The organism is Streptomyces sp. 2A115 (assembly GCF_052245575.1).
In the GTDB taxonomy this organism is placed as follows: Bacteria; Actinomycetota; Actinomycetes; order Streptomycetales; family Streptomycetaceae; genus Streptomyces.
Map to the genome: position 1 here is coordinate 31,024 of NZ_JBQQCG010000036.1, position 15,118 is coordinate 46,141.

13 protein-coding genes and 1 pseudogene are annotated in these 15,118 nt (G+C 70.6%); 7 read left to right on the plus strand and 7 right to left on the minus strand.

Annotated elements, in window-relative coordinates:
• Positions 1 to 116 precede the first annotated feature (116 nt).
• Together ACTWQR_RS28160 and ACTWQR_RS28165 are read left to right on the plus strand one after the other, a co-directional pair.
• Positions 117 to 1,361: a cytochrome P450 gene (locus tag ACTWQR_RS28160; protein WP_443229975.1), complete on the plus strand. Its 1,245-nt coding sequence runs from the start codon at positions 117 to 119 to the stop codon at positions 1,359 to 1,361.
• A gap of 234 nt (positions 1,362 to 1,595) precedes the next feature.
• A complete protein-coding gene (locus ACTWQR_RS28165; RefSeq protein ID WP_443229976.1) occupies positions 1,596 to 3,419 on the plus strand; it encodes a hypothetical protein in 1,824 nt (607 codons plus the stop codon).
• On the opposite strand, the gene ACTWQR_RS28170 is transcribed toward ACTWQR_RS28165, so the two are convergent.
• Entirely contained in the window at positions 3,373 to 5,514 is a 2,142-nt protein-coding gene (locus ACTWQR_RS28170; RefSeq protein WP_443229977.1) for a bifunctional glycosyltransferase 87/phosphatase PAP2 family protein, read from the minus strand. The genes ACTWQR_RS28165 and ACTWQR_RS28170 overlap by 47 nt on opposite strands.
• Positions 5,515 to 5,827: 313 nt before the next feature.
• Between ACTWQR_RS28170 and ACTWQR_RS28175 the strand changes: the two genes are divergently transcribed.
• On the plus strand, positions 5,828 to 6,511 hold the full coding sequence (locus tag ACTWQR_RS28175) for an O-methyltransferase (RefSeq protein WP_443229978.1): 684 nt from the start codon (positions 5,828 to 5,830) through the stop codon (positions 6,509 to 6,511).
• Between the two features lie 111 nt (positions 6,512 to 6,622).
• Here ACTWQR_RS28175 and ACTWQR_RS28180 read toward each other — a convergent pair whose 3' ends face one another.
• Entirely contained in the window at positions 6,623 to 7,018 is a 396-nt protein-coding gene (locus ACTWQR_RS28180) for a hypothetical protein (protein ID WP_443229979.1), read from the minus strand.
• A gap of 171 nt (positions 7,019 to 7,189) precedes the next feature.
• On the opposite strand from ACTWQR_RS28180, the gene ACTWQR_RS28185 reads away from it, so the two are divergent.
• Positions 7,190 to 7,594, plus strand: a complete 405-nt coding sequence (locus tag ACTWQR_RS28185) for a J-domain-containing protein (RefSeq protein WP_443229980.1) — start codon at positions 7,190 to 7,192, stop codon at positions 7,592 to 7,594.
• Between the two features lie 130 nt (positions 7,595 to 7,724).
• On the opposite strand, the gene ACTWQR_RS28190 is transcribed toward ACTWQR_RS28185, so the two are convergent.
• Positions 7,725 to 8,294 (minus strand): hypothetical protein, encoded by a 570-nt coding sequence (locus ACTWQR_RS28190; protein WP_443229981.1) that lies wholly within the window; start codon positions 8,292 to 8,294, stop codon positions 7,725 to 7,727.
• Positions 8,295 to 8,299: 5 nt separating this feature from the next.
• The gene (locus ACTWQR_RS28195) at positions 8,300 to 8,989 is read right to left on the minus strand and encodes a hypothetical protein (RefSeq protein WP_443229982.1); all 690 of its coding nucleotides are present in this window, start codon (positions 8,987 to 8,989) and stop codon (positions 8,300 to 8,302) included.
• Between the two features lie 192 nt (positions 8,990 to 9,181).
• Between ACTWQR_RS28195 and ACTWQR_RS28200 the strand changes: the two are divergent.
• A pseudogene (locus ACTWQR_RS28200) lies at positions 9,182 to 9,543 on the plus strand (GNAT family N-acetyltransferase); the annotation flags it as partial.
• Between the two features lie 17 nt (positions 9,544 to 9,560).
• On the opposite strand, the gene ACTWQR_RS28205 reads toward ACTWQR_RS28200, so the two are convergent.
• Positions 9,561 to 11,519, minus strand: coding sequence for a DHA2 family efflux MFS transporter permease subunit (locus ACTWQR_RS28205; protein ID WP_443230040.1), 1,959 nt, complete (start codon positions 11,517 to 11,519; stop codon positions 9,561 to 9,563).
• Positions 11,520 to 12,636: 1,117 nt separating this feature from the next.
• Positions 12,637 to 12,969 (minus strand): hypothetical protein, encoded by a 333-nt coding sequence (locus tag ACTWQR_RS28210; protein WP_443229983.1) that lies wholly within the window; start codon positions 12,967 to 12,969, stop codon positions 12,637 to 12,639.
• 55 nt (positions 12,970 to 13,024) lie between these two features.
• On the opposite strand from ACTWQR_RS28210, the gene ACTWQR_RS28215 reads away from it, so the two are divergent.
• A complete protein-coding gene (locus tag ACTWQR_RS28215) occupies positions 13,025 to 13,243 on the plus strand; it encodes a peptidoglycan-binding domain-containing protein (RefSeq protein ID WP_443229984.1) in 219 nt (72 codons plus the stop codon).
• 167 nt (positions 13,244 to 13,410) lie between these two features.
• Here ACTWQR_RS28215 and ACTWQR_RS28220 read toward each other — a convergent pair whose 3' ends face one another.
• Positions 13,411 to 14,091 (minus strand): HAD family hydrolase, encoded by a 681-nt coding sequence (locus ACTWQR_RS28220; protein WP_443229985.1) that lies wholly within the window; start codon positions 14,089 to 14,091, stop codon positions 13,411 to 13,413.
• A 339-nt stretch (positions 14,092 to 14,430) separates the two neighbouring features.
• On the opposite strand from ACTWQR_RS28220, the gene ACTWQR_RS28225 reads away from it, so the two are divergent.
• On the plus strand, positions 14,431 to 15,075 hold the full coding sequence (locus tag ACTWQR_RS28225) for an HNH endonuclease family protein (RefSeq protein ID WP_443229986.1): 645 nt from the start codon (positions 14,431 to 14,433) through the stop codon (positions 15,073 to 15,075).
• Positions 15,076 to 15,118 lie beyond the last annotated feature (43 nt).

Here is a 15,118-nt window from a genome sequence, read left to right on the forward strand (position 1 = left end):
CCACTTGTAGAACCCGTTACTACCTTCACGGCAATTCCCGGTTCCTGATGGGCCGTCAGAAGCAGACGGCCAGAAGCAGACCGTCAGAACCGCAGGCGTCAGACCTGGAGTTGCCGATGCCCTGTCCAGCGCTGCCCGACGGGTTCGATTTCACCGACCCCGACCTGCTGCACCACCGCGTGCCTCTCCCGGAGTTGGCCGAGCTGCGCCAGGCCGAACCGGTCCACTGGATTCCTCAGCGGCCCGGCATCGCCGGATTCCAGGACGAGGGCTACTGGGCCGTCACGCGGCACGCGGACGTCAAGTACGTCTCCACGCACCCGGAGCTCTTCTCCTCCTACCTCAACACCGCGATCATCCGCTTCAACGAGCACATCCCGCGCGACGCGGTCGACGCCCAGCGGCTGATCCTGCTCAACATGGACCCGCCCGAGCACACCCGGGTCCGCCAGATCGTGCAGCGCGGCTTCACCCCCCGCGCCATCCGCGCCCTCGAAGAGAACCTGCGCGCCCGTGCGGGCCGGATCGTCGAGACCGCACTCGCCGGCGTGGGCCCCGGCGGTTCCTTCGACTTCGTGACGCAGGTCGCCTGCGAACTGCCCCTTCAGGCGATAGCCGAGCTGATCGGCGTCCCGCAGGAGGACCGGACCAAGATCTTCGACTGGTCCAACAAGATGATCGCGTACGACGACCCGGAGTACGCGATCACCGCGGAGGTCGGCCAGGAGTCGGCCACCGAGATCCTCGCCTACGCGATGAACATGGCCGCCGACCGCAAGCAGTGCCCGGCGAAGGACATCGTCAGCACCCTGGTGGCCGCCGAGGACGAGGGCAACCTCACCTCGGACGAGTTCGGCTTCTTCGTACTGATGCTGGCCGTCGCCGGCAACGAGACGACCCGCAACGCCATCACCCACGGCATGCACGCCTTCCTCACCCACCCCGACCAGTGGGACCTCTACAAGCGGGAGCGCCCGGCGACCGCCGCCGAGGAGATCGTCCGCTGGGCGACCCCGGTCTTCTCCTTCCAGCGAACGGCCACCCAGGACACCGAACTGGGCGACAAGCTGATCAAGAAGGGTGACCGCGTAGGCATTTTCTACTCCTCCGCGAACAACGACCCCGCGGTCTTCGACGCCCCGGAGGTCTTCGACATCACCCGCGACCCGAACCCGCACCTCGGATTCGGGGGCGGCGGCCCGCACTTCTGCCTGGGCAAGTCCCTCGCCACCCTGGAGATCGACCTCATCTTCAACGCGGTCGCCGACGCGATGCCCGACCTGCGACTGACCGGCGATCCGCGCCGGCTGCGCTCGGCCTGGATCAACGGCGTCAAGGAACTACAGGTCAGCGCCGGCTGACCCGGTAGCCGGTGCCGCTTGATCTGTCATTGATCTGCGTTGATCCGTCGTTGATCTGCGTTGATCTGTCGCGCGGGAGGCAGGGGCATCCCCCCTACGCTCCGCCCCTGCCTCCCCCGGGACCCAAGGCAGTCGAAAGCCGAAACCCGGTGAACGTTTCTGAACCGTTTCGCGTCTTCACAGGTGGCACAGCCAATTCACACCTTCGAAGACTTCGAACGGATACGCCGAGCCGTGGTCACTGCCGACCTGTCCGACCCGTCCCTCACCCGGCCGGACCACACGGCCGGGCCCCGGAAGCGGGACCTCCGCCCGGTTTGGGTACGTCACCGCGTTCCGCTCCTCGCCACCCTCCCGACGGTTCCGCTGTACGTGGTGTGGTGGCTGCTGCTCGCCACCGGCGGCGGGGACCTCGCGGCACAGGAGGCATGGGCCGACTTCGCGTCCCGGCACGGCGGTTCGGCGTACAGCCTCTTCTGGTACGGCGGCATGCACACCGCCAACTACAGCCTGATCTCCCCCTACTTGATGGCCGCCTTCGGCGTGCGCACGGTCACCGTCGCGGCCGGGCTGCTCGCCGCCTGGCTGGCCTCGGTCCTCATCGTCCGTACGGGGATCCGCCATCCGCTGGGCCCGGCGCTGCTCGCCTCGCTCGCGCTGTGGTGCAACGTCGCGTCGGGACGTACGACGTTCGCACTCGGTGTCGCCCTCGGGCTCGCGGCCTGTGTGCTGCTGACGCGGGAACGGCGCGTACCGCTCGCGGTGGCGTACGCGGCGCTCGCGACCATGGCCAGCCCGGTGGCCGGGCTGTTCCTGGTCGTCGCGGGCGCCGGGTACGCCCTCGTACGGGACCGGGCGCGGGCCGCCGCGCTCATCGTTCCGCCGTTCGTGGTGGTGGGCGCGACAACGCTGCTGTTCCCGTTCACCGGCGAGCAGTTGATGCCGGCGGCCCGGATCTGGCCGCCCGTCCTCATCGGCGTCGTCGTGCTGACCCTCGCGCCGCGCGGCTGGCGGGTGCTGCGCTGGGGCGCCGTCGTGTACGCGGCCGGGACGGTCCTCACGTACCTGATCCCCTCGCCGGTCGGCACGAACGTGGAGCGGCTCGCGGAACTGTTCGCGCCCGCCGCGCTACTGGCGGCGCTGCTCGCGGTGCCGGGTCGGTCGCGGCACACCGCGGAGCCGCAGGGGCGCGCCGGGGGCGAGGGGAGATGGGGGTCCCCACGCTCATGGGGGTCCCCCCGCTCGATCGAGGCCGAGAGTGGGGGAGAAGCCGAGAGTGGGGAAGCGCGGAGGCCCGAAGGGTCGAGCACGGTCGTCCCCTCGCCCCCGGCTGAGGCGCCCCGGAGGCACAGCAATCAAAGACGCGTCGCGCTCATGATGGCGCTGGTCTTCTCGGTGGGGTGGGTGGGCAAGAAGACGGTCGACGACCTGGCGGTGTCGACGCGGGTACCGGCCTGGGCCGCCGACACGACCAGTGTCGTACGCGCCCTGGACCGGCTCGGCGCCGACCGCGCCCGCGTCGAGGTGGTCCCGGCCCGCAACCACCGCGAGGCCACCGCGCTGGCCCCGCACGTGAACCTGGCACGCGGCTGGAACCGACAGCTGGACATGAAGCGGGGCCGGCTCTTCTACGACGGGACGTTCTCGGAGACGACGTACCGGGCCTGGCTGGACCGGTGGGCGGTCGGCTACGTCGTGCTGCCCTCGGGGAAGCCGGACGGGTTCGCGGAGGACGAGGCACGCCTGGTCAGGAGCGCGCCCGCGTGGCTGGACCTGGTGTGGCAGGACGCGAACTGGCAGGTGTACCGGGTGGGCGACGCGGTACCGCTGGTGTCGCCGCCCGCCGCTGTCGTCCATGCCGACAGCGCCGAGGTCGTCGTCCGGGTCCCGCGGGCCGGCTCGGTGACCGTGCGCGTCGCCTTCTCACCCTGGCTGTACGCCGAGGGCGGCTGCCTGGAGAAGCAGGGCGAGTTCACGCGGCTGACGGTGACCGAGCCGGGCGAGTACCGGATCAGCTCGGGGTACGGTCCTTCGCCGGGGCCGGCTCCACGATGCTGATCTCGGCCTCGGCGTCGACCTTCGCGTCGACCTTGGCCTCGATCTCCGCGTAGCCATCGGCCTTGGCCTCGACCTCGGCGTCAGCCTCCAACCTGGCCGGTTTCGCGAGCGACCGGGGGCGCGGCCCCTGCAGCAGGTAGGTCAGCGTGAAGCCCGCGCCGACGACGGCCGCGCCGCCCGCCGCGTCCAGGATCCAGTGGTTGGCGGTCGCGACGATCGCGGAGACCGTGAACAGCGGGTGCAGCAGGCCGAGGGCCTTCATCCACCACTTCGGGGCGAGGATCGCGATGACGAGCCCGCACCACAGCGACCAGCCGAAGTGCAGCGACGGCATCGCCGCGTACTGGTTGGTGAGCGCGGTCAGCGTCCCGTAGTCCGGTTTGGAGAAGTCCTGCACGCCGTGCACGGTGTCGATGAAGCCGAGGCCCGGCATCAGCCGCGGCGGCGCCAGCGGGTAGAGCCAGAACCCGACCAGCGCGAACAGCGTGGCGAAACCGAGCGCCGCGCGGGCCCAGCGGTACTCGGCGGGGCGCCGGACGTAGAGGACCGCGAGGACGCTCAGCGGCACGACGAAGTGGAACGACGTGTAGTAGAAGTCGAAGAAGTCCTGCAGCCAGCCGGTCTTCACCACGGCGTGGTTGGCCCAGCGCTCGATGTCGATGTGGAGGAACTGCTCGATCGAGTAGATCTGGTCGCCGTGCTTCTCGGCGGTGGCCCGACCCTCCGTGTTGCTGCCACCGGTCGCGGCGAGCCTGACCTGCTGGTACGCGGAGTAGCCGACCCGGATCAGCAGCAGTTCGAGCAGCAGGTTCGGGCGGGTGAGGACCCGGCGCAGGAAGGGGAGGAGGGGGACGCGGCTCCAGCGGGTGGGGACCGGTTCCGCGTACCGCGTGGGGACCGGCGACTGGTAGTACTCCGACGTACGGGACAGGAACGGGACGACGGTGGCGGCGGCGAGGGCGGCGAGCAGGACGACGTTGTCGCGCAGCGGGTAGAGCGCCGCCATGTTCGGCAGCATCATCTTCGCCGGGAGCGTGATCACCAGGATGACGGCGACCGGCCATACGTACCGGTCGCCCGCCTTCTTCCCGACCCGGCCGACCAGCGCGAGCAGTACCCACAGGAGCTGGTGCTGCCAGGTGGTCGGGGAGACGGCCACGGCGACACAGCCGGTGATCGCGACGGCGAGCAGCAGCTGTCCGTCGCGCGCGTAGCGCACGGCGCGGCGCAGGCCGAGGACGGCGACGGCCGCGCCCAGCGCGAGGAAGAGCGCGATCTCCAGCGGCCCTTCGAGGCCGAGCCGCAGCAGCGCGCCGTGCAGGGACTGGTTGGCGAGGTCGTCGGCGGGTCTGCCGAGCCCGACTCCGGCCATGTGGTGCACCCAGTACGTGTACGAGTCGTCCGCCATCGCCGCCCAGGCGACCGCGGTGCAGGCGGCGAAGGTGATCCCGGTGGATACGGCGGCCCGGCGCCGGCCGGTGAACCACAGCAGCGGCGCGAAGAGGAGCACGGTGGGCTGGAGGGCCGCCGCGAGCCCGATGAGCAGCCCGCTCGCCCGCTCCCCGCGCACGGCGAAGCAGCCGAGGAGCACCAGCAGCACGGGAATGACGCTGGTCTGGCCGAGATGAAGGGTGTTGCGCACGGGCAGCGACAGCATCAGCAGGCTGATCGCGACGGGCGCGGCGAGCAGGGCCGTACGGCGGCTCACGGGCTGTGGCAGGGCGCGCGCGGCGACCAGGCCGAGGGCGACGACCAGCAGTAGCGTGCCGAAGGTCCAGCCCCAGCCGAGAGCCTGCTCGGCCGCGCGCGTGAGGGGTTTGAGGACGAGTCCCCCGAACGGAGTGCCCGTGAAACGCGTCGAGTCGTACAGCGACCCGTTCACGTGCAGCACACCGTTGGGACCGACCCACGTCTCCAGATCCGTCAGCCGCTCCCCTTTCGGGGTACTCAGGACGACGGCCACCTGCCGTACCGCCAGGACGGCGGCGATCAGCCAGAGGCCCGCGCGGACCATTCCCAGCCGCGCCTTCGCCGTCCCGGGCGCCGCCGCCCCGAAGGCATCCCCTGGTCGTCCACCGTGCTCCACGTTCGCCACGCGCCGTCGGCCCTCCCGCCCCGTTCGTCCCCTGTTGTCCCATGGGGTCTCGTGCGTCTGTTTCCTGTTTGAACCCTAAGAGGCTCGCACCCCCTTCGCGGTGAGACGCAGGCAACCCCCTCTTCACCTGACGTCCTTCAGCCTTTCGTCGGGCTTTTGTCGGGATGGAGGTGTTGTCAGACCTGTGTGGTTCCACTGTGTCCTGGAAACGAGCGCCCAACCAACCGAATACAACGAGCGAACCAAGCGGTAACGGGTTATATTCGACAGAACTAGTTAGCTCACCTAACTAGGCAGACGAAAGGTATACGGCATGACCGAGCCGCAGCTCTGGCACGACGTGGACGACTACTTCACCGACCTCCTCGCCCCGCCGGACGCCGCACTGACCGAGGCGCTGCGCGACAGCGACGCCGCCGGACTGCCGCACATCAACGTCGCCCCGACCCAGGGCAAGCTGCTCCACCTCCTCGCCGTGATCCAGGGTGCGACCCGCATCCTGGAGATCGGCACCCTCGGCGGCTACAGCACCATCTGGCTGGCCCGCGCCCTCCCCCAGGACGGCCGGCTGATCACCCTCGAGTACAGCGAACGGCACGCCGAGGTCGCCCGCCGCAACCTCGCCCGCGCCGGCCTGGACAAGATCACCGAAGTCCGCGTGGGCCCGGCCCTGGAGTCGCTGCCGAAGCTGGCCGACGAGCACGACGGGAAGACGGCCGCCCCCTTCGACCTGGTCTTCATCGACGCGGACAAGGTGAACAACCCCCGCTACGTGGAATGGGCCCTCAAGCTCACCCGCCCCGGCAGCCTGATCATCCTCGACAACGTCGTCCGCGGCGGCGCCGTCACCGACGCCACCACCGACGACCCGAACATCCGGGGCACCCGCGAGGCCCTCGAACTCTTCGCCGCCCACCCCAAGGTGACCGCCACGGCGATCCAGACGGTAGGCGGCAAGGGCTACGACGGGTTCGCGCTGGCGCGCGTGCTGCCGTAGCCCTCACACGTCAAGGACATCGGGCGTTCGGAGTATCCGGGATATCGGAGGTATCGGAGGTCGGGAGCTCGGGGGTATCCGGGGCCCTCACACCTCGTGATACCAGGGCTCTCACGCCTCGTGATAAAAGCCCACATTCACGCTCCGCGGCCCCGTGCGGTCCTGGATGACCAGCTCGCCGGCACCGCCCAGGGGCAGCCTCGCGGTCCCGCCGTACGGGAGTGTCTGCGGGGCCCCGCCGACCAGCGCGAGCCGCACCTGCGACGACGGGTCGTCGTGCGAGCCCCGCAGCCAGGTCACCTGCCAGGTCCCCTCGGGCCCGCACAGGAATTCCAGGTGCACCCGCGAGACGAACAGCCAGTCGTCGGGCGTCGCGAGGCGGCACGCGCCCCGGTCCCGCCCCACCCGCAGCACGGCACCCGGCTCGCTCGGCGCGTCGGCGAGCTGCATACCGGCCGTCGCCCCCGCGTCCGACCCGGACACCGTGGCCATGGTGAGTTCGAGCACGTGCGCTCCTTCGTTCCCGCGCGTTCCCGCGGTGCCAATTGTCCCGCGCCAGGATGTGGTTGCCGCCCCAGCGACGTATCGCCGCCGAATAATAAGGCGCCCGGACGGCTGACGGGTCACGCGGCCGCATATCGTCCGGCACAGTCACATACCGTCCGGCACAATGGACTCATGACCGAGCGCAAGCCACCTGGTGTCAGCTTCGAGTCCTGGGTCGACAAACAGATCCGTGAGGCGGAGGCCCGCGGCGACTTCGCCGAACTCCCCGGTGCGGGCAAGCCGTTGCCGAGCGGTTCCGACACTCAGTACGACGAACTGTGGTGGATCAAGCAGAAGATGGCCCGAGAGGGTCTGTCCGTGCTGCCGCCGACCCTCGCCCTGCGCAAGGAGGCGGAGGACGCGCTGGCGCGAGCCGCCGAGGCGCCGTCGGAGCGGGTGGTGCGGCAGATCGTCACGGAGATCAACGCGAAGATCCGCGAGATGATGTTCAAGCCGCCGCCCGGCCCGCCGCTGGGCCTCAAGCCGTACGACGTGGAGGAGATCGTCAGGGAGTGGCACGAGCGCCGCGCCCGCTGACGCGCCGCCGCATCTCCCTCGTCGTATGACAGTCGGCGGTCGTGAGACGTCGTGAAGCGGGGCCCTGTCCCGGGACAGGGCCCCGCTTCACGACGTCTCACGACGCAAGTCGCCTATCGCGTACGCGAGTTCACATTCGCAGCATCCGCTCCGCCAGCTCACGGTAGTCCCGGAGCACCAGCCGCAGCTGCTCGGTGTCGGCCTTGTCGTCGCCGGCGGTCTGCCAGGACGTACGCAGGGTGCGGCGCCGCTGGGTGACGGCGTCGGAGAACCTCTCCGTGACCTCCTGGAGCACCTGGTCGGCCTCTTCGACCGACTCCCGCGGTCCGTCGACGAACCCGGCGACCGCGTGCTGCAAGCGCAGGGTCCACTTGTCACCCTCGTCGCGCGACATCAGCCGCCCGCCGGGGCCTCCGGCGCCTCCGGTTGCACCGATTCCTCCGGCGCCTTCACGAGCCGCCGCGCCCTGACCGCTCGGGAGGACGTCCTCACGCGCACCCGAGGCCGACCGGACCGGGACGCCTTCGGGAGCCCGTGAGCCCTCGGCGCCTTCGCTCGTGCCGAAGCCTTCTCCACCTTCGCGTGTGCCGCCGAAGCCTTCTCCGCGGGCCTCGCTCTCACGGCCTGGCTCGCTGCCGCCGCGCCTCTCCATCGGCTCCGTCGGCTCCATCGGCCGCCCGGCCGCCGCCTTGTCCGGCATAGGTCTCAACTCCCCTTCGCGTGGTGGCGCCTGTTGAACGCCAACGGCGAGTGCAGGCGGCCGCGGGAGCCGTCGGCCCGGGCGTTGGCGGGCGCTTCCTCGGTGTCCGTCCTGCGGGCCATCGCCCGGTCCTCGCGCCCGGGTGCCGTCAGGTCCTCGAAGAGCGCGCGGGCTTCGACCAGGGCCTCGCGCAGTTCCTCCGTACCTGCCGCGGTCGCGTCGGCGGCGGTCGTCGGCGCGTGCGCGGCCCGGTGGATGCGCCGGTAGCCGTGGACGTGGTGGGGGTGGTGCACGGAGAGTGCGGCGAGCTGCTCGTCGTAGTGGCCGCTGTCGGGGAAGCCGCGGGCGCCGGCCAGTTCGCCGAGGAGTCGGTCCGCCTCGATGACGGCCTCGCGCGGCTCGTCGACGAACCGCTCCTGGACGGCGGTCCAGCGCGCCGAGTACGCCTCGCGCTCCGCGGGTTGCAGCGGTCGTGCGCGCAGCGACCCGTGCCGCTTCACTCGCTCGTCGAGCTCGCGTTCGGCGGCCCTGGAGTCGCCGTCGTGCCGGGCGACCGCCCGGTCGTACTCGGGTCCGAAGCGCCGCTTCAGGCCCCGGCCGCCGCCCGCCCCGCGGGCCATCACGAACCTTGCGACCACGGCTCCGATGATGAGCACCGCGACCACGATCAGAACGATGATCAAGCCTGTGGACATGGAATGCCTTCCGGGTTCTGGGCCCAGTGGGCCGTTTCACCGGCCGAGTTGCCCGCAGGACGGCGCCCAAACTGCGCCCGTGTCATCGGTGGGGCAGCAGGTCGCCGGTACATCGCTTGCGGACGGCGTACGGATCCTCGTGACAATGCCCGTCATGACCACCCCTACGACCCGTACGACCCGTACGCCGCCATCCCCTGGGCCGTCGCCCCTGAGCCCTTCGCCTCCCCGGCCGCGGCCGCCCTCTGGCGCGCGTACTACACGGAGGTGAGCGACCGCTGGTACCGGCTCCACCGCGGACACGCCACCGGCCCGCCGACCTGGAACGCGAGATCGCCGCCGACACCGGGTCCGAACTCGCCCCGCCCACCAGGGCCTTGTTCATCGCTCGGTACGACTGCGAACCGGCCGGCACGGCAGGCGTACGGCTCCGGGACGCGACCACGAGCGAACTCGGGCGGGTCTTCGTACGCGAGGACCCGCGCGGCAAGGGCGGCGGCGCCGTCCTCCTCGCGGCGGCCGAGGCGGCGGCGCGCGAACTCGGCGCCGGGCGGCGATCGGCCGCGTCCGACTAGGCCACCCTGCCGACGACCGGCTTCGGCACCCGCTCCTTACGGGGCATCTCCGTGTCGGAGCCGCACATCTCGGCGTTCAGCTCCTCGACGAGGTGGGCGAGGTCGGTGGGCCGGTCCGGGCCCCACCAGTCGCCGAGGAGCTCGGCGAGGGACTCCTCGCGGGCCGTGGCGAGTCTCCCGGCGGCGACGCGGCCCTCCTCCGTGAGGACGAGGTCGAGGCCCTCGCGTACGGCGAGGTGCCGCTCCTCGACCTGGCGGGCGGCCTCGATGACGACCTGCAGGGGCACGGTGATGCGTTCGGCGAGGACGGCGGGCTCGGCCCAGCCGTAGCGCCTGATACGCAGCAGCAGCCAGCTCGCGGCGGGCAGCAGGTCGTACCCGGCACGCTCGGTGATCTTCTCGTAGATCTCCCGCCGCCCCTCCCGCGTGCCGAGCACGGACAGCGCGCGGCACACCTCGTCGTACGAGGAGCGTTCCACGGGATTGCTGGCCAGCGTCTGCGTCGCGTCGGGGGCGGTGACCGAGCCCCGCAGCTTGTCCTCGCGCAGGAACCAGGCCAGCACGAAGCCGACGAGGGCGACCGGGGCCGCGTACAGGAAGACGTCCGTGATGGACGTGGCGTACGCCTCGATGACGGGCGGCCGCAGCGCCACCGGAAGTTCGGCGATGGTCTTCGGGTCGGACTCCAGCGCGTCCGTGCCGAGGTTCGGCGGGAGCTGCTGGCCGGCGAGCGCCTCGGTCAGCTTGTCGCCGAGGCGGCTCGCGAAGACCGTGCCGAAGATGGCGACGCCGAACGAGGCGCCGATGGAACGGAAGAAGGTGGCACCGGAGGTCGCGACACCGAGGTCCTCGTACGAGACGGCGTTCTGCACGATCAGGACGAGGACCTGCATGACCAGGCCGAGACCGAGGCCGAACACGAGGAAGTACGCGCTCATCTCGAGCGTGGGGCTGTTCACGTCGAGTTGGTGGAGCAGGAGCAGGCCGAGGGCGGTGACCGCCGTGCCCGCGACGGGGAACACCTTCCAGCGGCCCGTACGGCTGACGATCTGTCCGGAGACGGTCGAGGAGAGCAGCAGTCCGGCCACCATCGGCAGCATGTGCACGCCCGACATGGTGGGCGAGACGCCCTGGACGACCTGTAGGAACGTCGGGAGGTACGTCATCGCGCCGAACATCGCGAAGCCGACGATGAAGCTGATCACCGCGGAGAGGGTGAACGTGCGGATCCTGAACAGCTTCAGGGGCAGTACGGGTTCGGCGGCCCGGCGTTCGACACCCACGAAGACCACGGCCAGCGCCACGCCCAGCACCGCGAGACCGATGATCTGGGGTGAGCTCCAGTCCCAGGTGGTGCCACCGAGCGAGGCGACGAGGACGAGGCAGGTGGCGACGGACGCGATCAGGAACGTACCGAGGTAGTCGATCGTGTGCTTCTGGGAGCGGACCGGGATGTGCAGAACGGTGGCGATGACGGCGAGCGCCACGACCCCGATGGGGAGGTTGATGTAGAAGACCCAGCGCCAGCTCAGATGCTCGGTGAACAGGCCGCCGAGCAGCGGGCCGAGAACGCTGGTCGCGCCGAAGACCGCGCCGAACAGGCCCTGGTACTTGCCCCGTTCGCGCGGCGAGACGAGGTCGCCGACGATGGCCATCGACAGCACCATGAGCCCGCCGCCGCCGAGGCCCTGGATGGCGCGGAAGCCGATCAGCTGGGGCATGTTCTGCGCCATACCGCAGAGCGCGGAGCCGATGAGGAAGATCGTGATGGCCGTCTGGAAGAGCTTCTTGCGTCCGTACTGGTCACCGAGCTTGCCCCAGAGCGGAGTTGCGGCCGTGGCGGCGAGGAGATACGCCGTGACGACCCAGGACAGGTGGTCCATGCCGCCGAGGTCGCTGACGATGGTCGGCAGCGCGGTCGACACGATCGTCTGGTCAAGTGCGGCGAGCAGCATGCCGAGCAGCAGGGCCCCGATGGAGACGAGGACGCCGCCCTTCACGTGTTCCTGACCGGCGGCGGCGCCGTGCGAGTGGTCCCGGGCGTAGCGGGCTGTCTTCCGTACGTCCGGACCACTCACACCGCCTGAACCACCCGAACCATCCGAACTGCCCGAACCGCCCGTTCCCTCCGCACCTCGTCCTTCACCTTGCGCTTCCTCGGTCATGAAGACCTCCCGGCCGCGAGGGTCCCATTTCTCTTCCATCCTGGTCGGTGTGACCGGTTATGGCCTGTTGAATCCGCCACTGAGCCCGGGATTCCGGGGGTAACCCGGAGATTCTGTGGAGGGGGTCTGCATAATCGCTGGAGTTCGTACGGAGAGGGATCCAGGAAGTGAGCGACCGAAGCGGGTACGTCTGCCCGGAATGCGGGGCACCCCGGGAGGCAGGGGGCTCACCGACGTGCGGCTGCGCCCGCCGGGCGGCTGACGCACTCCTGGAGACCCGCTCCGCGGAGGCGGCCGCGGCGGAGGATTTCAATCCGCTGCGCATACGGCCGTACGTGGATTTGGGGGCGACTGAGGGGCCGGAAGGAGCCGAGGGGGCCGAGGGAGCCAAGACGGCGGAGGACGCCGGGACGGCTGCCGGGGCGGGCCTCCATGACGGGTCCGTCTCTGACGGGTCTGTCTCTGAGGGGTCTGTCTCTGAGGGGTCTGTCTCTGAGGGGTCCGGCTTCGACGCGTTCGGGGGTGCGGAAGCGCCCGCGTCCGACGGACTCACGGGCCCGGACGGCACCGCGCCAACGCCCACCCCCACGGCTATACCTGAATCACCGAGCACACAGGGCGCATCCGGGACAACGAGCACGCCCGGGCCAACTCAGCCCTCGGGCAATCCCGATGCGCCCGGGGCACGCGGCCTGTCCGGCCGGCCCACGGCGCCCGCCGCGTCTCCGACACCCCGCACACACGCGGCGACCGACACCCCCGAGCCACCCATCGACGCGACCCTCGCCGCACCGCTCCCACCACTCTCACCGCTCTCACCACCGCACCCCACGGCAACACCGCCGGACACCACCACCAACCGCCTCTTCGAGGCGCAGGACCTGGCTCAGGACCCGGCCCTCCTCGCTCAGGAGCCCGTCGAAAAGGGCAGCCGGAAGCGCCGCATCGCGCTCGCCGCCGCCGGGGTCGCCGCCGTGGTGGTGGCTGCCGCCGGGTTCGCGGGCGGACTGTTCTCGTACGAGACGCCGTCGCGGGACAGCGCGGTGCCGGACGACATACGTGCGAGCGTGCCGGACGCGTCGGTGTCTGAGAGTTCGTCGGCGTCCGAGTCGCCCACACCTTCGCCGTCGGCCACACCGTCCACGTCGAGTGCCGTCGACGCCTCGCCGACGGCCGTCGAGTCGACCGCCCCGTCCCCCACGCCGTCCCGCTCGGCCACGGCGACGCGCGTCCCGTCCACCCGCCCCACCGAGTCGACCCGCCCCACCACCGACCCGCCGGAGAAGACCGAGCCGGTGGTGCTGCGCCGCGGCGACAACGGTCCCGAGGTCACCGAACTCCAGCAGCGCCTGAGCCAGTTGGGCCTCTACGCGGGAAACGCCAACGGCGACTTCGACGGCCAGACCGAGAACGCCGTACGCAGCTACCAGTTCACCCGAGGCATCGACGAGGAACAGGGCGTATACGGCAAGGAGACCCGCGAACGCCTGGAGGCGGAGACGGCGGAGCCGTAAGACGCGTGGGCGGCCCAACCCGCGCCCGGTCCGGCCCGCCTCCCCCGCGGACGACCATCACCTGACGTCAAGCCACCTCACGCACTCACGCACGTCAAGGCACCTCACGTCCGCCACCTCACGCCTGTCCGCCACCTGACGCTCCGTCACGCATGTGCCACGTGACATCAGCCGACGTGCACCCGAACCGCCCCGCCCCCCAAAACACCGCCCCCCAAAGCCTCGACCCGCACCTGCCGAAGATCCCGCACCACGGCATCCGGCCGATGAAACCCGGCCCGCGGCCCGACCCCGACGACTCGCATCCCCGCTGAGCGCCCCGCCGCGATCCCGGCCGCGGAGTCCTCGAACACGACACAGTCCTCGGGCGCGACCCCCAACTCGGCCGCCCCCTTCAGGAATCCCTCGGGATCCGGCTTGCTCGCGCCCACGGACTCGGCGGTGACCCGCACCTCGGGCAGCTTCAGCCCCGCGGCTCCCATGCGCGCGGTGGACAGCGCCACGTCCGCGGAGGTCACGAGCGCGTGCGGCAGCCCGTGCAGGGAGGCCAGGAACTCCGCGGCCCCCGGGATCGCGACGACGCCGTCCATGTCGGCGGTCTCCTCGGCGAGCATCCGGGCGTTGTCGGTGTGGTTCTGCTCCATGGGCCGGTTCGGCAGCAGCACCGCCATGGACGCGTACCCCTGCCGCCCGTGGACGACCTTCATGACCTCGTCCGCGTCGAGCCCGTGCCGGTCGGACCAGCGGCGCCAGATGCGCTCGACGACGGCGTCCGAGTTGACGAGGGTGCCGTCCATGTCCAGCAGCAGGGCACGGGCGGTCAGCACGGTGGTGGCCGTCATCGGCATGCTCCAAAGCGTGGAAGCCAGGCGTGGAAGAGGGGGCCGTGCGCGGCCCCGAGAACAAGGTGGCCCCGCCCGCCGGTCAGGGAGTACGGGCGGGAGCCACTTTGTTCCTACACGGTACAAAACAACGGCCGATCCCGCCACCACCCCCGCGTAACGGCTGGGCACGTGACAACCGGGCACGCAACAGCTGGGCGCCGGGGACCGAAACTCCCGTCACACCCCTTGTTGTGTCATGCACACGTCATTAGGTTCTCACCTGACGCACATCTGCCGGAAACGCGGCCCCGCAAGCATGTGGTCGCTCGCACCGCAACTGCCCCATCCCCCGAGGGAGTTCGCATGTCAAAGGTCTACGCGCGTCGACGCCTCAGTGTACTCGCCGCCATGACGGGTCTGATAGCCATGGCCGGGCTTTTCAACAGCCCGGCCGCCTCCGCTGCCCTGCCCACCCCCGTGAGCGCCGCCACCGCCCGCACCTACCTCGCCTCGCTGACCGTGGCGACCGAGGACCGCACCGGCTACAACCGCGATCTGTTCCCGCACTGGATCACCCAGTCCGGCACCTGCAACACCCGTGAGGTCGTCCTGAAGCGCGACGGCACGAACGTCGTGCAGGACTCCGCCTGCGCGGCCACCAGCGGCAGTTGGTACTCCGTCTACGAAGGCGCGACCTGGACCGCGGCGTCCGACGTGGACATCGACCACCTCGTCCCGCTGGCCGAGGCCTGGGACTCCGGGGCCGACAGCTGGACCACCTCGCGGCGCCAGTCGTTCGCCAACGACCTGACCCGCCCGCAGCTCATCGCCGTCACGGACAACGTGAACCAGTCGAAGGGCGACCAGGACCCGGCGACGTGGATGCCGTCGCGCACCGCCTACGCCTGCACCTACGTCCGCGCCTGGGTCCAGGTGAAGTACTACTACGACCTCTCCGTCGACTCCGCGGAGAAGAGCAAGCTCACCTCGGTCCTCAGCGGCTGCTGAAACGGCTACTGAAGCGGCCACCGAAACGGCTGCTGAACAGCTG